This is a genomic window from Streptomyces rimosus subsp. rimosus (genome assembly GCF_000720725.1).
Classification (GTDB): domain Bacteria; phylum Actinomycetota; class Actinomycetes; order Streptomycetales; family Streptomycetaceae; genus Streptomyces; species Streptomyces rimosus_A.
In genome coordinates this window covers 144,699-171,654 of sequence record NZ_JOCQ01000006.1, presented here as the reverse complement: position 1 = coordinate 171,654, position 26,956 = coordinate 144,699, and the positions used below count along the sequence as shown (strand labels likewise).

General features: G+C 74.4%; 23 protein-coding genes. 8 read left to right on the top strand and 15 right to left on the bottom strand.

Features of this window, described 5'->3' with window-relative positions; translation table 11 throughout:
* From IH45_RS0105190 to IH45_RS0105180, 3 genes are all read left to right on the top strand, one after another.
* A partial coding sequence (locus IH45_RS0105190; protein WP_107058573.1) for an IucA/IucC family protein occupies window positions 1–1,584 on the top strand: 1,584 nt, incomplete at its 5' end.
* Between the two features lie 66 nt (window positions 1,585–1,650).
* Window positions 1,651–3,405, top strand: a complete 1,755-nt coding sequence (locus tag IH45_RS0105185; protein WP_030662028.1) for an IucA/IucC family protein — start codon at window positions 1,651–1,653, stop codon at window positions 3,403–3,405.
* Window positions 3,406–3,428: 23 nt separating this feature from the next.
* Entirely contained in the window at window positions 3,429–4,694 is a 1,266-nt protein-coding gene (locus tag IH45_RS0105180; RefSeq protein WP_050514556.1) for a type III PLP-dependent enzyme, read from the top strand.
* A 5-nt stretch (window positions 4,695–4,699) separates the two neighbouring features.
* Here IH45_RS0105180 and IH45_RS0105175 read toward each other — a convergent pair whose 3' ends face one another.
* The 5 genes from IH45_RS0105175 to IH45_RS0105155 all read right to left on the bottom strand — a co-directional run bounded on the left by IH45_RS0105175 (window position 4,700) and on the right by IH45_RS0105155 (window position 7,930).
* Window positions 4,700–5,074, bottom strand: a complete 375-nt coding sequence (locus IH45_RS0105175; RefSeq protein WP_030662023.1) for a hypothetical protein — start codon at window positions 5,072–5,074, stop codon at window positions 4,700–4,702.
* A gap of 50 nt (window positions 5,075–5,124) precedes the next feature.
* On the bottom strand, window positions 5,125–5,523 hold the full coding sequence (locus IH45_RS0105170; protein ID WP_050514546.1) for a roadblock/LC7 domain-containing protein: 399 nt from the start codon (window positions 5,521–5,523) through the stop codon (window positions 5,125–5,127).
* Window positions 5,524–5,599: 76 nt separating this feature from the next.
* On the bottom strand, window positions 5,600–6,409 hold the full coding sequence (locus tag IH45_RS0105165; protein WP_199810616.1) for a transcriptional regulator: 810 nt from the start codon (window positions 6,407–6,409) through the stop codon (window positions 5,600–5,602).
* Window positions 6,406–6,795 carry a hypothetical protein gene (locus tag IH45_RS0105160; protein ID WP_030662015.1) on the bottom strand — a complete coding sequence of 130 codons (390 nt, stop codon included), beginning with the start codon at window positions 6,793–6,795 and terminating at the stop codon, window positions 6,406–6,408. The genes IH45_RS0105165 and IH45_RS0105160 overlap by 4 nt, the downstream gene beginning before the upstream one ends.
* A gap of 202 nt (window positions 6,796–6,997) precedes the next feature.
* Entirely contained in the window at window positions 6,998–7,930 is a 933-nt protein-coding gene (locus IH45_RS0105155) for a GNAT family N-acetyltransferase (RefSeq protein WP_324607920.1), read from the bottom strand.
* 247 nt (window positions 7,931–8,177) lie between these two features.
* On the opposite strand from IH45_RS0105155, the gene IH45_RS0105150 reads away from it, so the two are divergent.
* The 3 genes from IH45_RS0105150 to ddaH are packed head-to-tail and all read left to right on the top strand — an operon-like array spanning window position 8,178 to window position 9,774.
* Window positions 8,178–8,576: a GntR family transcriptional regulator gene (locus tag IH45_RS0105150; RefSeq protein WP_030662009.1), complete on the top strand. Its 399-nt coding sequence runs from the start codon at window positions 8,178–8,180 to the stop codon at window positions 8,574–8,576.
* Entirely contained in the window at window positions 8,573–9,001 is a 429-nt protein-coding gene (locus IH45_RS0105145) for a VOC family protein (protein WP_030662006.1), read from the top strand. The genes IH45_RS0105150 and IH45_RS0105145 overlap by 4 nt, the downstream gene beginning before the upstream one ends.
* Complete coding sequence (gene ddaH, locus IH45_RS0105140) at window positions 8,998–9,774, top strand: dimethylargininase (protein ID WP_030662003.1); 777 nt, start codon at window positions 8,998–9,000, stop codon at window positions 9,772–9,774. The genes IH45_RS0105145 and ddaH overlap by 4 nt, the downstream gene beginning before the upstream one ends.
* A gap of 13 nt (window positions 9,775–9,787) precedes the next feature.
* Here the strand turns inward: ddaH and IH45_RS0105135 are convergent, their stop codons facing one another.
* Window positions 9,788–10,900 carry a DUF5925 domain-containing protein gene (locus IH45_RS0105135; protein ID WP_030662000.1) on the bottom strand — a complete coding sequence of 371 codons (1,113 nt, stop codon included), beginning with the start codon at window positions 10,898–10,900 and terminating at the stop codon, window positions 9,788–9,790.
* A gap of 325 nt (window positions 10,901–11,225) precedes the next feature.
* Between IH45_RS0105135 and IH45_RS0105130 the strand changes: the two genes are divergently transcribed.
* Window positions 11,226–12,506, top strand: coding sequence for a GH39 family glycosyl hydrolase (locus IH45_RS0105130; protein WP_463607442.1), 1,281 nt, complete (start codon window positions 11,226–11,228; stop codon window positions 12,504–12,506).
* 33 nt (window positions 12,507–12,539) lie between these two features.
* Here the strand turns inward: IH45_RS0105130 and IH45_RS0105125 are convergent, their stop codons facing one another.
* The 6 genes from IH45_RS0105125 to IH45_RS01000000143180 form a co-directional block, all read right to left on the bottom strand.
* Window positions 12,540–16,451 carry a lipopolysaccharide biosynthesis protein gene (locus IH45_RS0105125; protein WP_030661992.1) on the bottom strand — a complete coding sequence of 1,304 codons (3,912 nt, stop codon included), beginning with the start codon at window positions 16,449–16,451 and terminating at the stop codon, window positions 12,540–12,542.
* Window positions 16,444–17,256: a polysaccharide deacetylase family protein gene (locus IH45_RS0105120; protein ID WP_030661989.1), complete on the bottom strand. Its 813-nt coding sequence runs from the start codon at window positions 17,254–17,256 to the stop codon at window positions 16,444–16,446. Before IH45_RS0105120 ends, IH45_RS0105125 begins: the two co-directional genes overlap by 8 nt.
* On the bottom strand, window positions 17,253–18,431 hold the full coding sequence (locus IH45_RS0105115) for a glycosyltransferase family 2 protein (RefSeq protein WP_030661984.1): 1,179 nt from the start codon (window positions 18,429–18,431) through the stop codon (window positions 17,253–17,255). Before IH45_RS0105115 ends, IH45_RS0105120 begins: the two co-directional genes overlap by 4 nt.
* Window positions 18,428–19,243: a glycosyltransferase family 2 protein gene (locus IH45_RS0105110; RefSeq protein WP_030661981.1), complete on the bottom strand. Its 816-nt coding sequence runs from the start codon at window positions 19,241–19,243 to the stop codon at window positions 18,428–18,430. The genes IH45_RS0105115 and IH45_RS0105110 overlap by 4 nt, the downstream gene beginning before the upstream one ends.
* A gap of 387 nt (window positions 19,244–19,630) precedes the next feature.
* Window positions 19,631–20,725 (bottom strand): GNAT family N-acetyltransferase, encoded by a 1,095-nt coding sequence (locus tag IH45_RS0105105; RefSeq protein ID WP_030661978.1) that lies wholly within the window; start codon window positions 20,723–20,725, stop codon window positions 19,631–19,633.
* 1 nt (window position 20,726) lies between these two features.
* A complete protein-coding gene (locus IH45_RS01000000143180) occupies window positions 20,727–21,221 on the bottom strand; it encodes a hypothetical protein (protein ID WP_050514545.1) in 495 nt (164 codons plus the stop codon).
* A 448-nt stretch (window positions 21,222–21,669) separates the two neighbouring features.
* Between IH45_RS01000000143180 and IH45_RS0105095 the strand changes: the two genes are divergently transcribed.
* Complete coding sequence (locus IH45_RS0105095; protein ID WP_030661973.1) at window positions 21,670–22,476, top strand: SGNH/GDSL hydrolase family protein; 807 nt, start codon at window positions 21,670–21,672, stop codon at window positions 22,474–22,476.
* Here the strand turns inward: IH45_RS0105095 and IH45_RS01000000143175 are convergent.
* The 3 genes from IH45_RS01000000143175 to IH45_RS0105080 are packed head-to-tail and all read right to left on the bottom strand — an operon-like array spanning window position 22,446 to window position 26,955.
* Complete coding sequence (locus IH45_RS01000000143175; protein ID WP_050514544.1) at window positions 22,446–24,023, bottom strand: serine/threonine-protein kinase; 1,578 nt, start codon at window positions 24,021–24,023, stop codon at window positions 22,446–22,448. The two genes, IH45_RS0105095 and IH45_RS01000000143175, sit on opposite strands and share 31 nt — an antisense overlap.
* 44 nt (window positions 24,024–24,067) lie before the next feature.
* Entirely contained in the window at window positions 24,068–25,630 is a 1,563-nt protein-coding gene (locus IH45_RS0105085; protein ID WP_030661966.1) for a nickel transporter, read from the bottom strand.
* Window positions 25,627–26,955, bottom strand: coding sequence for a tetratricopeptide repeat protein (locus IH45_RS0105080; protein WP_234440423.1), 1,329 nt, complete (start codon window positions 26,953–26,955; stop codon window positions 25,627–25,629). The genes IH45_RS0105085 and IH45_RS0105080 overlap by 4 nt, the downstream gene beginning before the upstream one ends.
* Between the last annotated feature and the right edge of the window lies 1 nt (window position 26,956).

The following is a 26,956-nucleotide window of genomic DNA, read 5'->3' as shown; positions in this document are numbered from 1 at the left end:
CAGGCCGCGGAGCGTGCCGCGGTGGTCGGCCGGCTCGGCCCGCACACGGGCGGCGGGGCGTACGGCGGGAACAGCGGGCCGGCGGCCGGCGCGAGCGGCGGGGGCCGCGGCGGGGCACTGGGCACGCATGCCGTGGCGTCCGGCGCGAACGGCGCGTACGACGGCGACCGGGCCTGGTGCGGCCCCGGTGGCGCACTCGACTACGACACCCTCGCCGCCCACCGCGACCACCCCGTCTATCCCACCGGCCGGGCCCGCATCGGCCTGGACACCGGCCAGGTCCGCGCCTACGCGCCCGAGTTCGCGCCCGGCTTCGCGCTGCGCTGGCTGGCCCTCCCGTACGAGCACGTCAACGGCGATCCGGCGGCGCTGCCCCACTGGTGGCCCACCCCCGCGGACCTGGGCCTGCCCCGGCTGGACGACAGCCACCTCGCGCTGCCCGTCCACCCGCTCACCGCCGACGGGCCGCTGGCCGAAGCGCTGCGCGTACGCGGCCTGGAGGGCGAGGCGCGGCTCGCCGACCGCGCGTGGCTGCGGGTACGGCCCACCCTGTCGATGCGGACCGTCGCCGTCACCGACGACCCGTACACCCACCTCAAACTGCCGCTCGCCACCGCCACCCTGGGCCGCCTCAACCGGCGCGGCATGAAACCGGGCACCCTCGTGGACGGCGCGGTGGGCCAGCGCCTCCTGGAAACGGTCGTCGCCCGCCACCCGCGCTTCGCCGAAACCGTGCTCCTCGCCGACGAGACCACCCACCTGGACGCCGGGCACGACCTGCTGGCCACTCTGGTGCGCCGCTACCCCCGGGGCAGCGGCGGCACGGCGGCCGTGTGCGGGAGCGGGGGCCCCGCCGCCGCACGGAGCCTGCGCGGTCTGCGCGGATCCAGCGGTCTGCGCGGCGCGCGGGTGGTGCCGGTGGCCGCGCTCGCGGCCCGGATGCCGGACGGCTCCCTCGTCGCCGACGACCTCGCCCGCCGCTTCTACGGCGGCGACCTGCTCGCCCTCCTCGACGCCTACCTGACCCTCCTGCTGGACTGGCACACCACCCTCTTCGCGTACGGCATCGCGCTGGAGTCGCACCAGCAGAACACCTCGCTCGTCCTGGACGAGGTCGCCGGACGCCCGCGCCTGCGCCTGCTGCTCAAGGACAACGACGGGCCGCGGGTGAACACCGTCCGGCTGGCCGCCGTGCTCGGCGGGGACGCCGCCGACCTGTGCGGCTTCACCGACCGCCGCATCCTGGTGGGCAGCGACGCCCCGGTGGCGGACGTGTTCACCACCATCACCGTCCACCTGTGCGCCGGGGCCCTCGCCTTCGAACTGGCCCGGCTCGGACGCGCGCCGCTGCCGGTGCTGCTCGGGCAGCTCCGCGCGCGCCTGACGGAGGCCGTGGACCGGCTGGACGCCGCCCCCGGAGCGGCTGCCGCCGTGCTGCGCACCCGCGTCCTGGACGCCGACCGGCTGCCGGTCAAAGCCATGGTCACGGCCGGCAGCCTGCTCACGAAGCGGCGGTCGGGGGCGTCGGACATCAACAAGCACTACGTCACCGGGCCGAACTACCTGGCCGCACCGGGCCGGTGATCACCACCTCGGCGCGCCGAGGCCCCTCCAGGTTTCCGCTCCCACCCCCTTGCTGGAGTCCGCGCAATGCCCCTCGCCCCCTCCCGTACGGCCGGTACCGCCCCCACGGTCCCGCTCACCGCCGACGAACCCGTCGCCCACACCCTCCTCAACTGCCTGCTGCGCGAGATCTGCGGCCCGGAACAGCAGACCGCCCTGACCGGTGACCACCTGCTGCTGCGCCTGCCGCGCTGCGGCGAACTGCTGCGGATCAAGCTGCGCCGCACCTCGCTGACCGGGGCTCACCGCTTCCGCGGCCCCGCCGGGCAGTGGCGCGACGGCGGCTGGCACGAACTGGGCTGGCAGGAACTGGCCGCGTGCGCGCAGCGCGAGCTGGAGCTGCGTACCGGCGTACGGAACGAGGAATTCCGCGCGCAGGTCGCGTCCAGCCACGCGGGCGTCACCGCCGCCCTGCGCCGTGCCGCGGCCCCCGCGGGGGACGACGACCGCGGCACCGGGCCGCACGCCCGCTACCTTCGCTCCGAACAGTCACTGCTGTTCGGACACCGCTTCCACCCGACGCCCAAGTCCCGTACGGGCAGTGCCGCCGACTGGGCTCGCTACGCGCCCGAGGCCGGGGCCCGCTTCCGGCTGCGGCACCTGGCCGTACGCGCCGAATGCGTACGCGAGGAAGCCGCCACGCCCACCGCGCTCCCCGCCCTGGACCGGCAGGGCGAGGTGCCCGACGGCTACCGGCTGCTGCCCGCGCACCCCTGGCAGTACGCGATGCTGGGCGCGCACCCCGCCCTCAGGGACGCCGTACGGCGCAGGGACCTGCTCGACCTGGGAGAGCGCGGCGAGGCGTTCGCGCCCACCGCGTCCGTCCGCACGCTCTACGACGGCCACGCCTTCCTCAAGTTCAGCCTCAACACCCGCATCACCAACTGCGTACGCAAGAACGCCGACTACGAACTGCGCGGCGCGGTCGCCCTCACCCGCCACCTGGAACCGGTCGCCACCGCCCTCGCCGCGCGCTTCCCCGGCTGCGACCTGCTGCGCGAACCCGGCTACCGCACCGTGGACGTGGGCGACCGGGAACTGGCCGAAGGGCTCGGCGTCATCGTGCGGGAGGGGCTGGGGGAGCGGCTGCGGCCCGGCGTCACCCCGCTGCTGGCCGCCGCCGTGGCCGACGAACACCCCACCAGTGACGCCCAGTTCGGCGCACTGCTGCCCGGCGCCGGGCCGGTGGTGGCGCTCAGCTGGTGGGACGCGTACCTGTCGCTGCTCGTACCGCCCGTGCTGGCCGCCTTCTTCGACCACGGTGTCGTCCTCGAACCGCACCTCCAGAACGTCGTGCTCGGCGTCGACCACCACGGCACGCCCGCACAGGTCCTCTTCCGCGACCTGGAGGGCACCAAGCTGCTGCCCGGCGGCCCGCACGCGGCGTTCCTCGCCGGGCTGCCCGGGGACGTGGCGCGGCCCCTGGTGTACGACCGCGAGCGCGGCTGGGACCGTGTCGTCTACTGCCTGCTCGTCAACCACCTCGCCGAGATGGCCGCCGCGGTCGCCGACCGGCACCCGGCGCTGGAAGGTGAACTGTGGCGCGCGGTGCGCGGCGTGCTGCGCGAGCGGAGCGCCGCGCACGGCGAACCGGACGAACTGCGCGCGCTGCTGGCGGGCGCGCCGCTGCCCGCCAAGGCCAACCTGCTGACGCGGTGGGGGCGCGCGGCAGACCGGGAGGCGGGATACGTCCGTATCGCCTCTCCGGTCGGGCCCGGGGCCACGGGCGGCGGCCCCGCCGTGCCCACGGCCGCCCTCACCTGCCCCCGGAGCACCTCGTGATCACGAAGCTGGCCGCGCGCCAGGTGGACGCCCTGACCGCCGGGCACCCGGGCCCCGGCAGCACGCTCGACGGCCCGCTGCCCGCCTATGTCTACGACTTGGCCGATCTCGCCGCCCACGCCGCGTCCGTACGGGCCGCCCTGCCGCCCCGCGTCGAGCTGTACTACGCGGCCAAGGCCAACCCGGACCCGCGCCTGCTGCGGACACTGGCCCCCTACACCGACGGCTGCGAAGTCTCCTCAGGGGGCGAGGCCGCGCACGTGCGCGCGGCGGTGCCCGCGCTGCCGCTGGCGTTCGGGGGGCCGGGCAAGACGGAGGCGGAACTGCGCGCGGCCCTGGACCTGGGGGTCGAGCGCTTCCACCTGGAGAGCGAACACGAACTGCGGATGCTGTCCGCCCTCGCGCGGGAAGCCGGGCGGGAGGCGGACGTCCTGCTGCGCGTCAATCTGCCGCTCGGCGCAGGTGCCACGGCCGGCGCGGCCCTCGCGATGGGCGGCCGGGCCACGCCGTTCGGCCTCGACCCCGCGCGCGCCGAGCACTGCCTGCCGCTGCTCTGCAACGGCCCGCTACGACTGCGCGGCATCCACGCCCACCTGGCCAGCGGCCTCGGCGCGCCCGCACAACTGGCCATCGCCGCCCGGATCGCCGACTGGGCCAGGCACTTCGCCGCCCGGCACGGCCACTCCCTGTGCGAGATCGGCCTCGGCGGCGGCATGGCGGTCGACTACGGGCGCCCGGAGACCCGCTTCGACTGGACGGAGTACGGCACCGGCCTGGCCGGACTGTCCGACCGCTACCCCGAGTTCACCCTGCGCATCGAACCGGGCCGGGCGCTGACCGCTTACTGCGGCTGGTACGTGACCGAGGTACTGGACGTGAAACACAGCCACGGCGAGGCGTTCGCCGTCCTGCGCGGCGGCACCCACCACCTGCGCACCCCGGCGGCCAAAGGCCACGACCACCCCTTCGTCGTCCTCCCCGTCGAGCAGTGGACCCGCCCCTGGCCCCGCCCGGGCGCCCACCACCAGGAGGTCACGCTCACCGGCCAGCTGTGCACCCCGAAGGACGTCCTGGCCCGCCGGGCCCCCATCGCCCACCTGCGCGCGGGCGACCGCGTGGCCTTCGCCCTGTCCGGCGCCTACGCGTGGAACATCTCGCACCACGACTTCCTGATGCACCCGCCACCGGGCTTCCACTACGTGGGCGGGCCGGAGACGGAGGCGGAGGCGGTGGACGCGCCCGCGGGCGGGCGGGGCGGTGCCGTGCTCCGCGCGCGGCACCGCCCCTGACCGGATCAGATGTCCAGATTGCCTTCGATGCGCCGGAGCTGGTGCCGGGCCATGGCGAGGTTGGACCGCTCCTTGTCGAGCGCCAGGTAGAGGAACAGCCCGCTGTTGTTGCGGGACTTCAGCAGCCGGATGAGGTGGTACTGCGTGCCGAGGGTGATCAGGATGTCCTCGATCTCGTCCTTGAGGCCGAGCATGTCCATGGTGCGCACCTTGGCGCGCACCACGTCGGTGTTGCCGGCGGTGGCGACGGACAGGTCGAGGTCCTTGCCGCCGCCCAGGGTGCCGAGCGCCATGCCGCTGCCGTAGTCGACCAGGGCCACGCCCAGGGAGCCCTCGATGCCGGTCATCGCTTCTTTGAGTGCTGTCTCGGTATTGATCATGTGAGCCGTACTTCCTTTTCGTTTCTGCGGGGAGCGGGGGGTGGACCGGTTCATGGGCGGGTGTTCTCCTGTTGTTCCGGCGCGCTGTCGAGCAGCGCGCCGATGCGGGCGCCGGCCCGCCGCCCCTCCAGGCGCAGCCGGCCGACGTTGGCCTCCGGCGCCGTCACCAGGGCCAGCGCGGCCGAGCGGCCCGCGCTGTAGGCGCCCACCCAGCCGTGTTCCGCGCGGACCAGGAGTTCGTGGGCGGTGCCGTGCCCGGCCGCGTCGGCCAGGCGCAGGGCGGCCCGCAGCGCTTCCGCGGTGCGGTTGCCCAGGTGGTGCGAATGCTCGCCGGGGACGTCCCGGGCCAGCACCCGGCCGTCGTCGTCCACGACCAGCGCCCCGGTGACGTGGGCGACACAGGCCCGCAGCCGCGCCAGCTCATCGGTGAGCTCGGTCTCTGCCGCCATGACGTGCTTCCTTCCGAACAGGCGACGCGATACACGCTTCACGGCCGGGCTCCGCCGCCGACGGAGCGGGGTGGCTTCACAGTCGGGCCTCCAGTGCGTCACGTACACGCCGCAGCAGGGCGACGTCGGGCGGTTCCGGGGCGGCCGGTGCCCGCGGGCGCCCGTCGGCCGGGGGGACGGGCGGACCGCCGGGCGGCGGGTGCGGGTGCCGGGGCAGCAGCAGACCCGCGACGGCCAGGCGCCGCACCTCCAGGAGGACGTGGAAGGCCGGCCGCCCCAGTTCGCGGGCGATGGTGCCCGGGGTCCGCGTCCCGTCGGCGAGCGCCAGTACGGCTTCCAGCCGCGCCGGAACCCGCCGGCCCGCCGCCGGCCGGCGCACGACGGGCACGGTGTCGATCTCCGGCCCCGGCCACAGGGCGTCCAGCAGCCGCCTGCGCCGCTGTGACTCGCGCAGCACCCGCTCCGCCGGGACCGAACGCGTACCGGCGCCGCCTTCCCGTACGAAGCCGTGCTGGAAGCGCGACGGGCCACTGCGCGGGGCCAGGGCGAAGAACGCCGCGTCGAAGAGCGCGGTCAGCCACCACACCTCCGCCTGGCCTTCGGACAGCAGTCCCTCCTTGACCAGGCGGCCGGGTACGTGATCGGGGACCCCCGCACGCCCGAGCGCGTCGTCCCACACGGCCCGGGGCACCCGCCCTCCCGTGGTGAGCAGGACCTTCAGCCCGGGGACCGCGGGGCTCTCGGCGTGCACGACCCGGCCGCCCACGAGGTAGAGCGTGCCGGGCCGGCACTGGAGCGCGCCGGTGGCGTGCGCCGCGGCCAGGCGCGAGAGCATCGAGGGACGCGAGGGCAGGGCGGCCGGTGCCGCGGGTGGCGCGGTGCTCATGTCAGCGCCAGCTGTCCGGCCACGTTCTCCAGGCGCAGGCGGGCCAGGGCGAGATTGCCGGACGCGCGGTCGAGCCACAGGTGCAGGAGCACGCTGTGCTCCGAGGTGTGGTCCATGAAGCGCACCAGGTGGTACCCGCCGCGCGTGGTGACGATCAGGTCCTCGACCGGTGAGCCGGGCACGGCGGCCGGACCGTCGGCGAACATGCCGGCCCCCATCACCAGCCGGGCCAGTTCGGCCGCCTCGGCGGCCGTCGCCTCGGGCCCGCCCAGGACCGGCTCACCGACCGCGTCCAGTGCGAACCCGCTCGTCCAGTCCACGAGCGCGGCGCCCCGTGCGCCGGGCACACTCATGGCCTCCAGCAGGCTCACCTCGATACCGGGCAACGCGAACTCCCCTTGTCGGCACCATGGTTGGTGCACCCGGCGGTCCGGGTGACGAGGAGGGTATGCAGGTGGCCGGGCCGGCCGGAGCAACTGGCACATTCCTGCGGGTCCTGCCCGGCAACGGTGGAAGCGCGCCCACTCTTGCTCGGTTCCTGACAGGTTCATGCACTCCCGGACGCACTCCGCGGGTGCCGGGGCGCGCCTACCCGCCGTTCGTCAGGTCCCTGACGCTGTGCCACTCCACGCTGAAGGGGCGGTACCCGAACGCGGTGTTGATGGCGAGCATCGGGCCGTTCTCGGCGTCGTTGCCGGTGAACGCCTCGGTGCAGCCCGTTTCGCGGGCCCGGTGCAGGGAGGCGGTCTTGGCGAGCCTGGCCAGGCCCTTGCCGCGGTGGGGGCGGCGGGTGCCGGTCATCGCCGAGCCGTAGCGGCCCCGGCCGTCCGTGCCGGCCAGGCAGAACGACGCGATCTCGCCGCCGACCGTCACCACCGTCGTCAGATCCAGGTCGATGTCCGGGTGTTCCCAGGTGTGCACGATCCAGTCCTCGTACGTCATCGCGTCCACGGTCAGATCGTCCGGCTCGTCCAGCATCACCTCGGCATCCGCCTCGTACAGCGGCCGGGGATCGGCACCGAAGTCGGCGGCGGTGCGCAGCTCCGTCCCGGGCGGCAGGCTCGCGGGCAGCGGCGGCAGGGCGGCGCGGGTGAGGTCGAGGCGGAGGTAACGGGCCGTGCGCAGGCGCCGGTAGCCGCGGTGTTCGGCGAAGGACACGGAGCGGGGGTCGTCCTGGGGGTAGGCGTGGAGGTGGGTGACGCCCAGCCCGGTCAGATGCTCCTCCGCCGCGGCGAGCAGGGCGCTGCCCGCGCCGCGCCCCCGATGGCCGGGGTCCACCAGAGGCACGACGACGCCCTGCCCGGGCGTACTGCTGTCGTGCCGGACCGACGCCTTCACCACGCCGACGACAGCGCCGCCCGCTTCGGCGACCCACACCCGCAACCGCTTGGCGGCCGGTGCCTCGGCGACATCCCAGGCGACCGACTGCGGAGTGGAAACCTCGTAGGGCAGTACACGATGCCGGAGGTCGCAGACGTCCCGGGCATCGGCGGGACGGAACGGACGCACGGTGATGGTCACCAGCGGGACGGTACGCCGACCGGCCACCCGGCGCCTCCGAATATCGCCCGGCCGTCCGGACCGGACCGCTTCCGCCGGAGTCCCGCCGGAGCGGGCGCATCGCGCACGCGCTACGGCGGGCCGGGCCGCCTTCCGGCCCCTGCGGCACGACATGGGCTGACCTGCGGACACGGCGGGCACCGCTGACGCACAATGGGTCCGACCCACCCCCTGCGTCCCTCGCAAACCCCGTACCAGGAGCGCCACCGTGGCCGTCCAGCAAGCGCCGCCCCTGCGGCTGTCCATCGACCCGGACGCGGCGGAGGCGCCGTTCGAACAGGTCCGTTCCCAGATCGCCGGCCAGGCCCGCGACGGCGGGCTGCCGGTCGGCCGCAAACTGCCCACCGTGCGCGGCCTCGCCGAACAGCTCGGGCTGGCCGCCAACACCGTCGCCAAGGCGTACCGCGCCCTGGAGACGGACGGCGTGATCGAGACACGGGGACGCAACGGCACCTTCATCGCCGCGGCCGGCGAGGCGGCCGACAAAGAGGCGGCCGCTGCCGCCGCCTCCTACGCCCGGCGGGCCCGGCGGCTCGGCCTGGACCACGCCGCCGCCCGCGCGGCCGTCATGGAAGCCCTGCGCGCCACCTACGGAGAGGACGTATGACCGCCATCGCCCGCGTCCAGTGCACCGCCCTGGACTGCCCCGACCCCCTGCGCCTTGCCCGCTTCTACGCGGAACTGCTCGGCGGCGAGATCAACCGCCCCGACACCCGCTGGACCACCGACGAGCACTGGGTCACCCTGCACACCGCCACCGGCACGCTCCTCGCCTTCCAGCACGTCCCCGACCACCGCCCGCCCCGCTGGCCGGACCCGGCGTACCCCCAGCAGTCCCACCTCGACTTCGGCGTGGACGACCTGGAGGCCGCGCACCAGAGCGTGCTGGACGCGGGCGGCACCCTGCTCGACACCACCCACGACGCCAAACCCCGCGGTTTCCGGGTCTACGCGGACCCCGCGGGCCACCCGTTCTGCCTCGTCAGGGAAGTACCCGAGGACCGGCAGCACTACCCCGAGGGCACGGTGTGACCAGCAAGGAGGCGCTCATACGCCGCCCCGGGCCGCGCCTCGCCGAGGGACTGACGACGCACATCGAGCGGCGGCCGGTGGACCCGGACCGCGCGATGGCCCAGTGGGAGGAGTACGTCGGCGCGCTGCGGGCGCACGGCTGGCGGACCACGGAGGTGCCGCCCGCCGACGACTGCCCCGACGCGGTGTTCGTCGAGGACACCATGGTCGTCTTCCGCGACGTCGCGCTGCTGGCCCGGCCCGGGGCCGAGTCCCGCCGCCCCGAGGTGGCCGCCGCCGAGGAGGCCGCGGCCGCGCTGGGCTGTTCGACGGGCCGGATCCGCGCGCCCGGCACGCTCGACGGCGGTGACGTCCTGAAGGTGGGCGACACGGTGTACGTCGGGCGCGGCGGCCGCACGAACGCCGAGGGGGTACGCCAACTCCGCGCCGCGTTCGAGCCGTTGGGCGCCCGGGTGACGGCCGTACCGGTCGGCAAGGTGCTGCACCTGAAGTCCGCGGTCACCGCCCTGCCCGACGGCACCGTCATCGGCCACCCGCCGCTGGTCGACGACCCCGGCCTCTTCCCCCGCTTCCGCGCGGTGCCCGAGGAGGCCGGGGCCCATGTCGTCCTGCTCGGCGGCGGCCGGCTGCTGATGAGCGCGAGCGCGCCCCGCAGTGCCGAACTCCTCGCCGGCCTCGGCTACGAGCCGGTCCCGGTGGACATCGGGGAGTTCGAGAAGCTGGAGGGCTGCGTGACGTGCCTTTCGGTACGGCTGCGGGAGCTGCCCGGGTGAGCCGGCCGTACGCCTACAGGTACAACCCCGCGTCCGCGCCCGAGTCCTGGGCCGGCACCGACGCGGGGCCGGTGCCCCGGCGCAGCGCGTACAGCTCCGCGAGGGTCGCGCCGTCGCGGGGGACGCCGTCCTCCCTGCCGAGCCAGCGCACCGCCTCCGGGCGGCTGAGCGGGCCCACCTCGATACGGGCCAGGCAGCGGCCGGGGCGCACCACGGCCGGGTGCATCCGCTCCAGGTCCTCGTTGGTCGTGACGCCGACGAGGACGTTGCGGCCCTGGCCCAGCAGCCCGTCCGTCAGGTTCAGCAGCCGGGACAGCGCCTGCCCGGCCGTGTGCCGGGCCTCGCCGCGGATCAGTTCGTCGCAGTCCTCCAGCAGGAGCAGCCGCCAGCGCCCCTTGCCCGTCGCGTCGTCCTCGCCGATGGCGATGTCCATCAGGTAGCCGATGTCGTTGAAGAGGCGCTCCGGGTCCAGGACGCAGTCGACCTGGCACCAGTCGCGCCAGGCGCGGGCGAGGGTGCGCAGCGCGGACGTCTTGCCCGTGCCGGGCGGGCCGTGCAGCAGCAGGAGCCGTCCGGCGATCTCCTCCGGCGCCACCTCCATCAGCCGGTCCAGTGCCTCGGCCACCGGGGCGGTGTAGTTGGGGCGGATCTCGTCCCACGTACCGGCGGAGATCTGGCGGGTCGTACGGTACGGGCCGCGGCGCGGGGAGAGGTACCAGAACCCCATCGCCACGTCCTCCGGCTGCGGCTCCGGCTCGTCCTCCGCGCCGTCGGCGGACTGGCCCAGCACCTTCAGGGCGAGTTCGCCGGAGGTGGCCGTGACGGTCACGTCCGCGCCGCGGTTCCACCGCGACACCAGCAGCGTGAAGCCGTCGCCCTCGGCGAGGGTCGCGCTGCGGTCCTCGTCACGCGCGGAGCGCAGCACCTTCGCGCCGGGCGGCAGCAGCGTCAGGCCGGCCTTGACCCGGTCCACCGAGCGGCTGCGCGCGTACGGCTGCTCGCCGCTGGCGAACCGCCCCAGGAACAGGGCGTCCACGACATCGGACGGCGAATCGCTGTCGTCCATGGTCAAACGGATCGGGAGGGACTCCTCGGCGGCGGACGGTCGGACATGGTCGGCACACATACCCACCATGATCGGGCACCGCGGGGCACGGCGTACACGGATTTTCCCTTGTCGCCCGGGACTTTCACAGCCTCCGGACAGCCCGGTGAACGGTCCTTAACACTTAGTGCGAAACCGGCCGTACGGCCCCCTGGGCTGGCTAGGCTGGCCCGTTGTGGGACGTCATGGGGAACGTCACGGTGGGGAACGGCACGGCGGCACGGACACCGCGGGGCGCCCGCGCCCGCCGGACGTGCCGACGGCTACGGCATTCGGGCAGGGCCGCAGGCTGCGCAACCGGTCCCGGGCCACCGCGCTGCTCGCGATCGGCGTGGCGGCGCTGGCCATGGCCCTGGCGATGTGCGGCTTCCCGCCGGAGAGCGGGAGCAGCGGTACGCGCTCCGCGGGCTCCGGCGCCGCCCAGGTGGGCTGGGGGTTCACACACACCGAGTACAGCGCGGACCGCGGCAACGACGCGGCCACGCACAGCGCGTCCGAGCTGCTGTCCGCCGAGCCGATGCCGCAGAACCAGCACATCATGGGCTGGGGCGCGCAGAACCCCGAACCGAGCCCGGGGAAGTACGACTTCAAGGAGCTGGACAGCCGCGTCGACCTGATCCGCCGGACCGGCGGCACGCCCGTCCTGACGCTGTGCTGCGCCCCGGACTGGATGAAGGGCGGCAAGGCCGGCGGGACGGACTGGAGCGCGCTGGAGAAGGCGCCGAGCCCGGAGCACTACGCGGACTTCGCCGAGCTGGTCGGCACGATCGCCCGCCGCTACCCGGACATCCGGCACTTCATCGTCTGGAACGAGTTCAAGGGCTTCTTCGACGAGGCCCGCAACCGCTGGGACTACGAGGGGTACACCCGCCTGTACAACCTCGTCTACCGGGAACTGAAGAAGATCGACAAGAACAACCAGGTGGGCGGCCCGTACGCGGTCGTGGACAGCCACCCGCCCGATGACGACTCGCAGGCCTCCGACGTCAAGGGCCCCTGGGGCAGCCTCGACCGGCGCACCGTCGACGCCGTCGAGTACTGGAACGCCCACAAGGCGGGCGCGGACTTCGTCGTCGTGGACGGCTCCAGCTACACCAAGGACGGCGAGTACGTCCCGGACGCGTTCGCCGCCACCCGCAAGTTCGCCGACATCGGGCGCTGGCTGCGCGAGACGACCGGGCTGCCGCTGTGGTGGGCGGAGTGGTACGTCGAGGTCGCGGACAAGAACGACGACCGCAAGGGCTGGAGCGAGCCGCGCCGTACCGCCGTCCAGGCGAGCGCCCTGATCTCCATGACCGAGGGCGGCGCCACCAGCGGCTTCTACTGGAACCCGGAGAACGAGGGCGCCGACTGCCCCGGCTGCCTGTGGCGCAGCACCCAGCTGCGGGGCGGCGGCGGTGAACTGCCCATGATGGACCTGCTGTCCCGGTTCTCCCGCGCCTTTCCGCCCGGTACGTCCTTCGAGCCGGTGGACGTGGCAGCGGGCGACCGTGCGAACCTCCGCGTCCTGGCCGACCGCCGGACCCTCATGGTGGTCAACACCCTCGACCGTCCCGTCCACACGACGGTGGACGGCCGGAGCCTGACCCTGGACCCGTACGAGATCCGCTGGGAGAAGCGGTCCTGAGAACCGGGCGCCCGGCCGCCGCCGGGCGCCCGCTCACGACAGCGTCACGAACCGCTGCACCAGGGCCACCAGGAAGACGAACAGCAGCGGCAGCGTGAACCAGAACGAACTCTGCAGCCAGCGGAGCTTGCGCACGCTCGGCGGCAGGGCCACCCGCACCACCTCGCGGGCCGCGAGCAGCAGGATCAGCGCCCCGGCCGCGAGCGCGCCGACGACCGACCACGTCGTCCAGGTGATCCGCGGCCCGACCGGCCCCGGGGCCGGCTCGTCCACGGGCCCCGCCGGCTGCTGCCTGAGCTCGTACAGCGCGGCGTCCTTGTTGCCCATGACGCGGCGCAGCTCGGGGCGCTGGTCCAGGGCCGTACGCAGCCGCTGCTCCCAGCTGGCGGCGTAGCCCGAGCCCAGCCGCAGCGACTCCGCCTGCGCGCGGTTGACCATGAAGTACGAGCGCGGCCCGGCGTCGCGCAGCGCGTTGACGAGCGAGTCGGTCAGGATCGGGTCGCGCGGGGCCAGTACGGGCTTGTACTGCACCCGTTCCATGTCCTTCGCGCCCCACGGTATGTCCGGGGTCACGTCGTTGACCGTGTCGTTGGTCGGCCACAGCAGCCGCGCCGTGGGCCGGTCGTGCGCGTAGACGTAGTCCATCGCGGCCACCTCGCCCGGCCGGACGCGCTCGAACGGCTCGTTGCCCCAGCGGGCCACCAGGAACCCGGTGATCAGCACCACGCCCGTCAGCAGGGCGGCGAACGGGCCCAGGCCACGGCGGGTGCCCGCGGCGCGCGGGAAGAGCGCCAGCGAGCCGAGGACGCAGGCGCCGGGCAGCGCGAACATGAAGACCCGCAGCGCCATCTCGCCGCCGTAGGACTGCATGCCGAAGGCGAGGAACGGGACGAAGGTGAGCACCAGCAGCGAGCGTTCGGAGAAGCCCGCCGCGCGCCGCCGCAGCACGCCCCAGCAGGCCAGCGCCAGCACCCCGCCGGCCAGCGCCACCCGCGCGTACAGCACCAGCTTGTGGACGCTGTCGCCGTCGCCGATCCGGCCGGCGACCGATGACGAGACGTTTCCGCCGATGCCGCCCAGCCCGCCGAACAACTCGTCGAAGTGGCCCGACCAGTACGGCTCCGCGAGGAACCCGATCCACACCACGACCACCACACCGAACAGCAGCGGCAGCCCGTACAGGGACGTACGCCGGACCAGCACCAGGAACGTCAGCACGCCCAGCATCACGAACGGTGTGAGCTGGTGGCCCGCCACGGACGCCAGGAACAGCAGGCCCAGTACGGCCAGCAGCGCCACCTGCTGCCCCCGCCCGGCCGGCGCGACCTCCGCCTCACCGGGCCAGCGCTTGCCGCGCAGCACCCGCGGATCGCGGAACCACACCAGCAGGATCGCGGCGAAGACCAGGTAGAGCAGGTAGGTGAAGCCCTGCGGCGAGAAGTAGTCCTGGCCGACCCAGCCGCACAGCGCGAACAGCCAGACCGCGCTCCACTTCGCCCGCCAGCCCGCCCGTACGGACCTCACCAGCAGGCACACCGGGGCCAGGTACAGCAGCTGGATGGTCAGCGGCCACCAGCGCAGCACCTCGGTGAAGTCGGTGACGCCGCACGCCTCGGCGATGAACTGGGCCGCCGCGAAGAAGCCCGGCCAGCTCCAGCGCGCGTCCAGATCGGGCACCGCGGTGCCGGTCCGGTCGATGTAATCCAGGAAGCCCAGGTGCTGCCAGGCGGTCGCGAAGCGCGGTTCGGCCTCCAGGACGGCGGGCAGCGCGTGCAGCGCCACCACGGTCAGGACCAGGACGGCCGCCAGCAGGACGCGCCGCGGCCGGGACAGCCACAGCGCCGACGCGAAGGCCAGCACGAGCAGGACGGCGCCCAGCAGCGTCGCCGCGGGCAGCACGCTGATCAGGCCGAGCCCGCCCATCCGGTCCAGATCGGCGTCGCCCATGCCGCGCAGCGGCAGCCAGAACAGCGCGAGCGCGGCGACCAGCAGCGCCCAGATGCCGATGTCGGGGCGCCCGCCCAGCCGGGCGGCGAGCCGGGGCCCGAAGGGGGCGGATGCCGCGAGCCGGGCCTTGAGGGGAGCGGAGGCGGCGAGACGGGCGGGGGACGGGACGGCGGTGGGCACGGCGGCCGGGGCGGCCGCGGCGGGAGCCTCCGGGGCCGGCTCGGAACGGGCCGACGGAGACCCGTCCGAGGCCGCCGTCTCCGCCCGCGGCCCCGCGGACGCCTCCGCCACCGGCTCCGCGCGGAACACCTTCGCGGCGCCCGGCGGCACCGGCTGCTCCGTACGGCCGTCCCCGTTCCCGTCCTCGTGCGCCCAGGAAGGTGCGGGCCGTACGTCCGGCCTGCGCTCCATGTGGTCGAAGTCCACGTGCAGCCCGAGCGGCATCGTGTCCACGTCGCGCAGCGCCCGCTCCGCCCAGCCGGGCCGGTGCGGCACCGCCTTGTCCCCGTCGCCCGCGGCCTCCCGCGCCCGGTCCGGCTCCGGCGGCAGGGCGGCGGGCACCCGCGCGTCACCGAGGTCGCCGTTGACGGCCAGGTCGGCCAGGTCGCCGTCGGGCGCGAGCCCGTCCGCTGGCGCCCGCGTCAGCGGGGCGGCGGGGCGGCCCTTGAGGACCCGGTACAGCTTGACGGAGGCGATGGAGACGATCACCGCCAGGCTGGAGATCTCCGCGACACCCGCGCCGGTCAGCCCCATCCGCGGCAGCAGCAGCACCGTCAGCCCGAGGACCAGGACGCACAGCAGGCCCTGCATGTACGCAAGTCCCGACGTCCGGCTCTGCGCCCGCAGCACCGCGAAGTAGACCTCCATCACGACGCGCAGCGCGGCGCCCATCGCGAACCAGCGCAGCAGCGGCGTGGCGGCGTCCGCGTACCCCTGGCCGAAGACGGCGAGGATGTACGGCGCGCAGACGAAGAGGAACAGACAGACCGGGATCATGATCCGGGCCATCCGGCGCAGCGCGGCCCGGGTGTTGTCGGCCAGCCGCGCCGGGTCGTGCGAGCCCTCGACGGTCAGCGAGGCGCCCATGTTGATCGCGAGCAGGTTGACCGTGCCGCCGATGGTGGTGGTGATGTAGAAGTACGCGTTGTCGGCCGAGCTGACCTGCGAGGCGACCAGCACCGGCACCAGGTAGACGACGGCCAGCGAGAACAGCGAGCCCGTGTAGTCGCCGGCCAGGAAGCGGCCCATCTCGCGCAGCGACGGCGGCCGGGCGGTGCGCTCGGTGGCCCGTACGTGCCGGGGCACCAGCCGCCGGAACACCAGCCAGCCCAGCGGCAGCACGGACACCGCGATGGCCGCGACCCACGAGACGAACACGCCCGCCGTCGGGATCGCCACGGCGAACGCCACCAGCAGCACCAGCTTGACCGTCGAGAAGACGAAGTTGCCGACCGGCACCCACAGCGCGCTGCGCAGCCCGGTCAGCACCCCGTCCTGGAGGGTCAGCAGCGACCAGGCGACGACGGCGACGATGAACCCGATCCCGTGGACGGGCCCGTGCAGGAACCCGTACGACGGCCCCCAGAAGTCCAGGGTCAGCAGGAAGACCGACGCGGCCAGCGCGACGATCAGCGAACTGCCCAGATACGTACGGCGGACCAGCCGCCCCGTGGTGCGCCCCGCGATGGGGATGTAGCGGGCCAGCGCGCCGGTCAGCGTCAGCGAGGTCAGCCCCGCCAGCAGCTTCATCGCGGCGATGGCCGCCGAGCCCTGGCCGACCGCGGACTCCGTGTAGTACCGGGCCGCGACCAGCCAGAACCCCAGACCGAGCAGTCCGGAGATGCCGGTGTTCAGCATCAGCGCGTAGGCGTTGCGGAACAGCGGGCTGCCCCCGCCGCCCTTCCCGCCGGCGCCCCGGCCGCCGAACAGGCGCCGCCGCCCGCCCCCGGCCGGGTCCCGTCGCGTACGCTCCTCGGTCCGGGTGGTCGTGTCAGACACGGCTTCCGCGCACCTTCCCCACTGCCTCGACTGCCTGACGGGTCCTGCGGACCACGGCGTACCCCTTCGTGAGCGCCCGGTCCCGGGCGAAGTTCCGCCCGATGCCCCGGCCCGCCACCAGCCGTGCGAACTCCTCCGTACCGGTGCTCCGCCGCACCGTCAGCCGCGCCAGCGCGTACGGGCCCTGGCGCGGCGCGGCGAGCGCGTTGCCCACCGCAAGCGCCTGCCGGAAGCCCGCCCCGCGCACCGCCCGCCGCACCCGGCGGCTGGAATAGCCGTACGGGTACGCGAACGACACCGGGGGAGCGCCCAGCTCGTCGGCGACGAGCTGCTTGCAGCGCGTGATCTCGAACCACAGCCGGTCGTCGGAGAGCCGGTCCAGCTGCGGGTGGGTGTGGCTGTGCCCGCCGATCTCCACCCCGGCGGCGGCCAGTTGGCGGGTCTGGTCCCAGTCGAGCATGGTGTCCAGGCCGCCCCCGGTGTCGTACGGGCCGCGCAGCCAGCCCGTGGAGACGAAGAGGGTGGCCGCGAAGCCGTACTTGGCCAGGGCGGGCAGGGCGTGCCGGTGCACGCCCTCGTAACCGTCGTCGAAGGTGATCAGCACCGGCCGCGTGGGCAGCGGACCGCCGTGCCGCCAGGCCGCCGCCAGGGCGGCGGTGGTCAGCGGTGTGCAGCCGCTGTCGTCCAGCACGGCCATCTGCTCGGCGAACGCCTCCGGGGTCACGGACAGGTCCAGGGTGGCCCGCGCGGGCGCGTGCGCGACCGCGTGGTACATCAGGATCGGTACGACGCGCGGCTCGGTCATGCCACCGCCCCCTCACTCCCCGAGGACGAAGACTCGCCGTCCGCCGGGGGAGTTGCAGGGGCCGTAACGTTGGCCGGTTCGTGCGGGTGGGCGGGCTCCCGGCCCGTACCGCCCGGCTCGCTCCGGCCGTCCGTACCGCTCAACCTCCTGCTCCCGCCCGGCACCGGTACCACCACGAAGCCGCTGCCGCCCACCGTCCGCCGATCGCGGCGCGCCCGCAGGCTGCCGAGTGCGTAGCCGAACGCGGCGGCCGACACGCCCGCCACGATCGCCCCCGCCCGCCCGGCGCCGCCCGGCCGCCGCAGCAGCGCGTCGCGCACCCCGCGCGCGACCCCCGCGGGCAGCACCCGGGTCGTGTACCGCCGCTCCGCCGACAGCCCGTCCCGCGTGCCCACGCTGCGTGTCACCAGCGCCTTGGACAGGCCCTCCGCGTACGTACGGGACCGGAAGTACGCGAAGCGCTCGCGGCCCCCCGGCACCCGGTGGTGGATCACCGACCGGTCGTCGACCAGCAGCACCGCGTCCGGCACCGCGCGGGCCAGCCGGATGCACAGCTCGGTCTCCTCGCAGCCCAGCGGCCGTTTTCCGGCGTCCCGGCCGATGCCGGTGGCGAACCCGCCGGCGATCTCGAACGCCTCCCGCCGGAAGGAGGCGTTGCCGCCCAGGACGTTGCGCACGCGCACCGTGTGCGGGCCACCGGGACCGTCGCCCCCGGGGAACAGCCCCCGGTACGCGCAGCCCACCACCCAGTCGAACTCCTCGGGAAACCACGACGGCCGGCGCCCCGAGGTCCACACGGGCTCGGTCCGGCCGCCGACCGCCAGCACCCGCGGATCGGCGTAGCCCTCGGCGAAGTGCAGCAGCCAGTCGCGCTCGGCCACCGCGTCGTCGTCCAGGAAGGCGATCACCTCCCCGGTGGACTCCGCGATGCCGGTGTTGCGCCCGGCGGACAGGCCGCGCGGCCCGGCGTTGGCCAGGACGCGCACCGGGCCGCTCCGGCCGGGTGACGCGAAATGAGCGCTCAGCCGCTCCTGCAGCACCGGATTGTGGTCGACCACGAGCAGCGTCTCGTGAGCCGGCAGGGACTGGTCGTGCACCGAGGCCGCCGCGGCGAGGATGTCGCCCCAGCGGTCCTCGGTGTACGCACAGATCACCACGGAGACGCGGACGCTCAAGACGCCTCTCCCGTGATCACGGCCGGGCGGGCGGGGCGCTTGTGGCGGGTGCTGCGCTCGCGCAGTATCACCTTCAGCACCCGGAACCCGTCCCGCACGGCGCGCAGGTTGCTCACGCCGTGGATGCGGTTGTACTCGTGGCTGGGGATCTCCTGGACCTTCAGACCGGCCTTGACCACGCGGATGTTCATCAGCGTCTCGACCTCGAACCCGTTGCAGTCCAGGGCGATCTGGTCCAGGCAGTGCCGCCAGAAGGCGTTGTAGCCGTAGCACAGGTCCGTGTAACGGGCGCCGAACTTGGCGTTGACCACGGTGGTCAGCACCCGGTTGCCCAGCTTGCGCACCGGCGTCATGTCGTCGGTGCCGCCGCCGTTGGCGAACCGCGAGCCCTTGGCGAAGTCCGCGCCCCCCACCAGCGCGGAGACATAGCTGACGATCTCGGCGCCGTCCGCCGAGCCGTCCGCGTCGACCATCACGATGATGTCGCCCGTGCAGGCCGCGAACCCGCTGATCAGGGCATCCCCCTTGCCCTTGCCGCGCTGTTCGACGACCTTGACGTCGGGCCGCAGTTCGCGGGCCACCGCCACGGTGTCGTCGGTGGAATTCCCGTCCACCAGAACGACTTCGTGTATCCACTCCGGAAGTGTCTTGAAGACGTACGGAAGATTCTCCGCCTCGTTCATCGCGGGTATCACGACGCTGACCGGCGGAGCTATGGCCAGGTGTGAGGAAACGGGACGGTATTGCCCCTCGGCGCTCACCGGCGTCAACGGCTTCTGATCCGTTTCCGCGGGGCGGAGGAATGAACTCATGATTCTGTTTCCCTCTCGTCCGGTGGGCCGCCCACCCCCGGGCGGCCCGGATGGGTATCCGGTTCGAAAGGGGGGTTCACACCCCGCTCAGGACGGCATGGATCTTTTCGCCGGGAGAACAGGGCGAGCTGGCTTCTGGTGTTTCCGGCCGCGCGGCTCGTGTTCGATGATCGACGCGTTTTCCGTCAGGTGAAGATCGGACACGGCACCCCCCTACCGCGCCCCGCCCCGGGCCCTGTCGCGGCGCTTGAGCCCTCCCCTTGAGCCGCCTTGCATGACGGGCCGGTGCGGGTGGTGTACGACGGTATTGATGACTGGGACTCTATGGCAATACCTCGACCTCGCATCCCGTTTTGCGTCATTGGCGTATATGGAGCGGTGTCTTCCTCAACGTCCCGACCGGATTCGGCCCATCCGTTTGAGAAGTCGATCAGCCGGCTCGAACAATTCCGGCCGGTCCAGCACCGTGTTGCGCAGAGCCCGTACCGGGACCCGATGTGCCCTATGGGCCAGCGCGACCGGATGGCGGCGCGACACCCACCCTTCGGACACCGAAAGTTCCCGGGTCTTCAGGGAGTTCTTGTATTCCTTTTCACCACGGCCCAGGTCGAGATAGGCCAGCCCGTCGGCCGCCGCCCCCTCGGCCATGCGCAGATGCAGCACCAGGCCGGGCGAGAACTTCGCGTACGCCGGGTCGTAGGCGGGGAACCAGCAGCCGAGCACCCGCTCGGAGCGCAGGCCGAAGTGCGCGGCGATCGGCCGCTCGCCCGCGTAGAGCACCGACAGCAGCCCGGCGAAGGACGCCGTGCGGGTGTGGAAGAGCTGGTCCACGAGCTGGAGGATCCACGGGTGCGCGAAGCGGTCGCTGCGGCCCGTGCGGCGGTACTGCGCCGACTTCCAGTCGATCAGCCGGCGCAGCGCGGCCGGGTCCCGCTCGTCGTGGACGTAGCGCACCGGCCCCACGTCCCGGCCGAGCTTGCGCTCCTTGGCCAGCGTCGTCCGGGTGAACTTCGGCGCCTGCGCGCGCAGCCGCTCCAGATACACCTCGTACCCCTGGTCCACGTCGATGACGGGGGAGGGGTGGCTGCGCAGCGGCGCGGTCTCGAAGGGCTTCTGGCCCTCCACCAGGTGGTCGAACTCCAGCACCGACAGGCCGCAGGCGTGCAGCAGTTCGCGGGAGTCCCACTGGAAGCCGGGGCGGTGCACCAGCCCCTGGGCGTCCGACACCCCCAGCCCGATCGCCCGCCCGACGCCCAGCGGCGAGCGCTGGAAGGGCAGGAAGGCGGCCGGTTCGCCGTCCTCCCGGATCACCGCGATCCGCACCCCGCGCCGGCAGCGGCCGACGGCGAGCGCGAACTCGGGTGCGAGAAAAGGATTCGCCAGCTGGGGTGTGCCCAGCAGGTGCGCCTGGGACTGCACGGTGCTCCACGCCGCCCGTTCGGTGCCGCTGAGCTCACCCGGGCGGTACACGCTGATGTCCACGTCAGTTCGTCCGACTTCCCCGTCCACGGGCGCCGGACCGCCGGCGCCGCACGCTGACCGCTAGGAATACGCCGCCGCTGAGCACGGCGACGGCCACCACCCCGCCCCGCGCCGACCACAGGTGCAGCGCGAGCATCGCCTGCGCGACGAGCAGGTCCAGGGCGACCGCCCCGGCCCCCGCGACGACGGTCCGGCTGAGCGGGTCCAGCCGGCCCAGCGCGGCGGCGAGCGCCGCGGCCGGCGCCAGCACCAGGAAGAAGAGGGTGCACGGGGCGCGCACCGGCGAGGCGATGTCGGCGAGCGCCAGAAAGGCGCCCACGCCGCCGACCGCCACCGCCGCACCGGCCAGTACGGGTGCCGAGTCCGCGCGCCACCGCCCGGCCACGCCGGTCTCCGGGCCGTCCGGCCCGCCGTCCTCCGGACCGCCGGGCACCGGCCCGTCGCGGTCCGGTCTGCCGCCGTCCGGCGCGTTGCCGTTGATGGTCTTGGTCTGCATTGGCAGCTTTGCCCCCCATAAGCGCCTGATGCCGGGCTTCAATGTCGCGCAGCGGGCGCGGGCCCGTCAAGACGCGAAGAAGGCGTGAACGGGCCATGTCCAGCGCGTGGTTGGGGCGCGGAACCGCCCGTCCGCGGCCGTGTCGGGGGGCGACCCGAAAACGACCTTCGGGCGCTTGCCGGACGGTCCGGACGGCGCCGGTGGCGCCACGGACGCCGATGCCCCCGGTGAGGGGTGCTTTTCACGCGGCGGGGCGCTGGCTCGATCACCGCGGTCGGCGCTCCGGGCGGCGGCACACCTCCTGACGCCTTGTCATGTCATCATCACGAAGATGTCACGACTCGGCCATCGGGGTCACCCGTGATCGTGAGAACGGGTGACAAGTCTTCCCGTGACGGAAGGGCCCTGCTACATCAGAAATGGCAGAGATCCTGCTCAGGGAGGTTCCATGAGACTGTCCCGACGCGCGGCGACGGCGTCCGCGCTCCTCGTCACCTCGGCGCTCGCGCTCTCCGGCGCGAGCGCCGCCGTGTCCGCTCCGCGCATCCAGGCCACCGACTACGTGGCCCTCGGCGACTCCTACTCCTCGGGTGTCGGCGCGGGCAGCTACGACAGCAGCAGCGGCTCCTGCAAGCGCAGCACCAAGTCCTACCCGGCCCTGTGGGCCGCCTCGCACACCGGTACGCGGTTCAACTTCACCGCCTGCTCGGGCGCCCGCACGGGAGACGTGCTGGCCAAGCAGCTGACCCCGGTCAACTCCGGCACCGACCTGGTCAGCATCACCGTCGGCGGCAACGACGCGGGCTTCGCCGACACCATGACCACCTGCGCCCTCCAGGGCGAGAGCGCGTGCCTGAAGCGGGTCGCCCAGGCGCGCGCGTACATCCAGCAGACACTGCCCGCCAAGCTCGACCAGGTCTACGACGCCATCGACGGCCGGGCCCCCGCCGCCCAGGTCGTCGTCCTGGGCTACCCGCGCTTCTACAAGCTGGGCGGCAGCTGCTCCGTCGGCCTCTCGGAGAAGTCCCGCGCGGCCATCAACGCCGCCGCCGACGACATCAACACCGTCACCGCCAAGCGCTCCGCCGACCACGGCTTCACCTTCGCCGACGTCAACACGACCTTCGCCGGGCACGAACTCTGCTCCGGCTCCCCCTGGCTGCACAGCGTCACCCTCCCCGTGGAGAACTCCTACCACCCCACGGCCGACGGACAGTCCAAGGGCTATCTGCCCGTCCTGAACTCCGCCACCTGATCCCGCGCCTGCCCCTCCCCTGACGAAGTCCCGCCCCCGGGCGGGACTTCGCCGTAGGTGCGCGTACCGCCGTCGCCCGTCGCGCCGGTGGCCCCGCCGTAGGTGGCGCCGCCCGTGGCCGTGGTCGGTGCGGTCGTCGGGGCGGAGGCGGTCGGTGCGGTGGTCGTGGGCCGGGACGTCGCCGTGGGGTAGGCGGTCGAGCGGGGCGGAGTGGTCCGCGGGTACGTACGGTGGGGAGGCGTGCTGCCGGGGTACGTACGGCCGGGAGCCGTGCCGCCCGGCGAGGCGGTCGCGGACGCCGTACTTCCGGGCGTCGTCCGCCCCGGCGTGCTGCCGCCCCCGCCGCCCGTGCCACCGCCTCCGCCCTGGCTGCTGCCGCCTCCGGAACCGCCGCCCGAGGTGCTGCCCGGCGTGGGCCCCCGCGAGCCGTCGTCCGCCAGCAGCGCGTACGCCACACCGCCCGCCGCCAGCGCCGCGATCAGCGCGCCGGCCAGCAGCATCCGGACCGACCGCCGCCGCTTCCGCTCGGCCTCGGCGGTGGTGTCCGCCGGTGGTACCGCCGCGGTCGTGTCCGGGCCCGGCACCGGCGTCGCGGGACCGTACCCGGGGGTGGCCTGACCGGCGGCGACCGTTGGGACGTAACCGGGCGGCGGCACCACCACGGTGGGCGTGGCGCCGCCCGCCGCGACCGTGTCCAGCATCCGCTGCGCCTCGGCCCCGTCCAGCCGCTCCCGCGGGTCCTTGCGCAGCAGCCCTTCCAGTACGGGGGTGAGCGGGCCCGCGTGGCGGGGTGGCGGTAACTGTTCGTCGACCACCGCGCGCAACGTGGTCAGCGGCGTGTCCTGGCGGAACGGCGAATGGCCCTCCACGGCCGCGTACAGCGTCACGCCCAGCGACCACAGGTCCGACTCCGGTCCCGCCTGCTGCCCCAGGGCGCGTTCCGGGGCCAGGAACTCGGGCGAGCCGACCAGTTCGCCCGTCAGCGTCAGGGCGGAGGAGCCCGCCACCCGCGCGATGCCGAAGTCGGTCAGCACCACCCGGCCGTCGTTGCCCAGCAGGACATTGCCCGGCTTCACGTCGCGGTGCAGCACGCCCGCGGTGTGCGCGACCCGCAGCGCGGCCAGCACCTGTGACCCGATGCCCGCGGCCCTGGCCGGCGTCAGCGGCCCGTCCGCGATCAGCGCCTCGGCCAGCGACAGGCCGCGCACCAGCTCCATGACGATCCACGGGCGCCCGTCCTCGGACACCACGTCGTAGACGGTCACCACGTTGCGGTGCGCGATACGGGCCGCCGCCCGGCCCTCCCGCTCCAGTCGCGCGTACAGCAACTCCTGCTCGGAATCTGTCAGATCGCGGGGGGCCCGGACCTCCTTGACGGCGACCTCGCGGGCCAGCAGCTCGTCCCGGGCCCGCCAGACCACGCCCATCCCGCCCCGGCCCAGCTCGGCGCCCAGCCGGTAGCGCCCCGCCAGCAGCCGTCCGCCGTCCCCGCCCTCCCCGCCGTCCCGCAGACCGCCGGTTCCCTCGCCGCCAGGACCCTCGCTCATGGACGAGCCCCCCTCGCAGTAGAGCGATTCGGTGGAAACGTACCTCAACCCAGCGTTGTTGCCGCCCCCTTGAGCAGCAATCCGCAGCCGAGCAGGAGCACGACGGCGGCGGTGCCGACGGGCGCCAGCCGGTGTGCGGCGGACAGCAGCCGTGCGCCGGTCCCGCGCCCCTTGACCAGCCGTTCCCCGAGCCGCAGGGTCAGCCGGACCGCGAGCAGCCCGGCCGCGGCCAGGGTCCCGGCCAGCCCCGCGCCGTACGCGACGACCAGCAGGAAGCCGAACCACGCCTCGCCGAGCGCGGCGGCACCGACCAGCACCACCACGGCGGACGGACTCGGCACCAGCCCGCCGGCGAACCCGAGCAGGATGATGCCGCGGAGGCCGGGGCGGGTGGGGTGGTGGTGATGGTGGGGGTGTTTGTGCGGGTGCTGGTGATCGTGTGGGTGGTCGTGCCCGTGGCCATGGTCATGGCTGTGTCCGTGCTCGTGGCCGTGCCCGTGGTCATGCCCATGCCCGTGCCCATGTCCGTACCCGCGCATCCGTAGCGCCCGCCGCAGCAGGACCGCTCCCGCCCCCGCCACCAGCGCCCCGCTGGCCACGCCGAGCCAGGCCACCACGGAGGGCGCGGCGGCCGAACCCGCCGAGATCAGCGCCCCCAGCGCGAAGACCCCGAGTGTGTGCGTCACGGTCACCGACAGACCCAGGGCCAGTACGTCCCGCCGCGAACTGCGGCCGCCCGCCGCCGCTGCCGCGGCCATCATCGTCTTGCCGTGGCCCGGCGCGAGGGCGTGCAGCGCGCCGAGCAGCAGCGCGGTGGCGAGCGCGAGCGCCGCGAAGGCGGGGGTCAGGTCGTGCCGGGCGACCAGGCCGGTCAGGGCCTGTGTCCAGCGGTCCGCGCCGCGGGGCAGGACGGACGCGGCGGGCGGGCGTTCGGCCGTCTCGGTGAGCGCGGGCCCGCCCGGTACGGCGCGGACGGCCGCCGACCGCCGGGCGGGCGGCGAGGACAGCACGTCCCGCGGGTAGGTGGTCAGCCGTCGGGACACCGAATCCGAGGGGGCGTCGGACTCGGTGAGCCGGGTGCGGTCGCCCCGGGCGGTGACCTCCCGCCAGCCGGGCGCTCCGTCGCCCTCCGCCGCGCGGAACCGCAGGGCGGCCCGGCCGTCCGAAGGCAGCCGGGCGGTCAGCCGGCACTCCAGGCGCAGGGTCGGCAGCCCGGCCTGGCCGGGCCGGGTGGCCGCGGTGGCGCGCGCGGACCGCAGCCGTTCCCGTCGCCCGTCCACGGTCAGCGCGCTGCCGCGCGCGGCCGTGGCGCACCTCTCCCGGGCCCAGGCCGACAGCTCGGCCCGGCCCGTAGCGCCGTCCCCGTTCCGGTCGATGCGGTCCTTCTGCTGTGCGGCTGGGATCTCGGCCAGGTCCTCGACGTGGTCGACGCGCAGTTCGCCGGGCCGGACGACCAGGCCGTCGTACTGGCTGACGGTGAAGTTGCCGAGCGGGTGGGCGTGCGCGGCGCCCGCGGGCGCGAGCAGCAGCAGTACGGCGGTAAGTGCCGTGACCAGGAGGGCGACCGTTCGCCTCCGTAGCAACAGGGCTCCTTTGAACGTGCTCACCGTCCGGCCTCCAGCGCGGCCAGCGACGCTCGGGCCGCGGCCGACCCCGTGGGCGAGAAGCCGCGGTCCAGGCGCAGGGCGGCGGACAGGTCGCGGCGGGCGTCGGTGGTCCGCCCGAGCGCGCGCTCGATCGTGCCGCGGTGGTAGAGGAATGCCGCGTCGCGGAATCCGGGCGCGGCGGCGCGCTTGGCGTAGGGCAGGGCCTCCCGGTCCTGCCCGGTGCGGTGCAGGGCCCAGGCCAGGGCGTCGGCCGTATGCACAGTCCGGCGGCGGGACCACTCGGCGCGGGCCGCGCGCAGGGCGGCGCGACGGTCTCCGTGGTCGGCCTCGATCAGCGCGGTGTCCAGGTCCACGGCCACGCCGTTGGCGCGCGCGAGGTCGGCCCAGGTCCCGGCCAGGGCGTACTGCTGCCGGGCAGCGGCCCGTTCACCGCGCGCTTCGTGGACCTCGCCGAGCGCGGCCAGGGGCCCCGGCAGGGGATAGCGGCGTACGACCTCGCGCAGTTCGCGGGCCGCCGTGCCCAGTTCGCCGCGCGCGGCGTGGGTGCGCGCCCGGCCCTCCAGAGCCGGAAGGTGGCCGGGCACGGCGCGCAGCGCCATCGCGTAGTACCGGAACGCCGCCGCGTACTGCCCCTGGCTGCGCGCCAGGTGGCCGAGGGCTGTGGCGACGTACGCGATGTCGTCGGGCCGTGCGGCGGACTGCAGGGCGGTCTCCAGCACCTTACGGGCGCCATCGGCATCGCCGAGCAGTTCCCGCACGTACGCGAGCCGGGTGAAGGACGGAATGCCGGGATGCACCGCGTCGGCGTGCCGCGCCGCCGCCAGCGCCTCGGGGTAGCGCCCGAGCTCCACCAGCGCGTCCACGCGGACCGCCAGCGCCCGCTCCCCGTACGGATTGACCGCGAGCGCGGCGTCCGCGTCCCGCAGCGCGGCCCGGAAGTCGTGCCGTGCCGCGGCGAGCGCGGCCCGCGCCGCGAGCCCCGCGTCGTTCTGGCGCGGGCGCAGCGCCAGCGAGCGGGTGACGGCGCGCCCGGCCTGCGGGTAGCGGGTCGGATCGCCGGTCGTACGGGCCTGCTCGACGTAGGCGGCGCCGAGCCGGGCCCAGCCGAGCCAGTCCCCGGGCTGTTCGCGCAGCCGTACCTGGAGGGCGCTGACGGCGCCGGACAGGCCGGCCGCGGCGCCGCGGCCCACGGGGACGTCGGACGACGGTGGCGCGGGCACCGGGGCGCGCGCCCGGCCACCGTCTCCGCCCAGGGCGATCCCGCCGGCGGTGACCGCGCACGCGAGCAGTACGGTCACGACGGCGCCGGCGAGCTTGCCGCGCACG

What these genes read in the sequence shown, in the direction of transcription:
- IH45_RS0105185 (WP_030662028.1), top strand. Translation starts at nt 1,651, where the DNA reads ATGCCCCTCGCCCCCTCCCGTACGGCCGGTACCGCCCCCACGGTCCCG.
- IH45_RS0105175 (WP_030662023.1), bottom strand. Translation starts at nt 5,074, where the DNA reads ATGATCAATACCGAGACAGCACTCAAAGAAGCGATGACCGGCATCGAG.
- IH45_RS0105170 (WP_050514546.1), bottom strand. Translation starts at nt 5,523, where the DNA reads ATGGCGGCAGAGACCGAGCTCACCGATGAGCTGGCGCGGCTGCGGGCC.
- IH45_RS0105165 (WP_199810616.1), bottom strand. Translation starts at nt 6,409, where the DNA reads ATGAGCACCGCGCCACCCGCGGCACCGGCCGCCCTGCCCTCGCGTCCC.
- IH45_RS0105145 (WP_030662006.1), top strand. Translation starts at nt 8,573, where the DNA reads ATGACCGCCATCGCCCGCGTCCAGTGCACCGCCCTGGACTGCCCCGAC.
- IH45_RS0105135 (WP_030662000.1), bottom strand. Translation starts at nt 10,900, where the DNA reads ATGTGTGCCGACCATGTCCGACCGTCCGCCGCCGAGGAGTCCCTCCCG.
- IH45_RS0105130 (WP_463607442.1), top strand. Translation starts at nt 11,226, where the DNA reads ATGGCCCTGGCGATGTGCGGCTTCCCGCCGGAGAGCGGGAGCAGCGGT.
- IH45_RS0105120 (WP_030661989.1), bottom strand. Translation starts at nt 17,256, where the DNA reads ATGACCGAGCCGCGCGTCGTACCGATCCTGATGTACCACGCGGTCGCG.
- IH45_RS0105110 (WP_030661981.1), bottom strand. Translation starts at nt 19,243, where the DNA reads ATGAGTTCATTCCTCCGCCCCGCGGAAACGGATCAGAAGCCGTTGACG.
- IH45_RS01000000143180 (WP_050514545.1), bottom strand. Translation starts at nt 21,221, where the DNA reads ATGCAGACCAAGACCATCAACGGCAACGCGCCGGACGGCGGCAGACCG.
- IH45_RS0105095 (WP_030661973.1), top strand. Translation starts at nt 21,670, where the DNA reads ATGAGACTGTCCCGACGCGCGGCGACGGCGTCCGCGCTCCTCGTCACC.
- IH45_RS01000000143175 (WP_050514544.1), bottom strand. Translation starts at nt 24,023, where the DNA reads ATGAGCGAGGGTCCTGGCGGCGAGGGAACCGGCGGTCTGCGGGACGGC.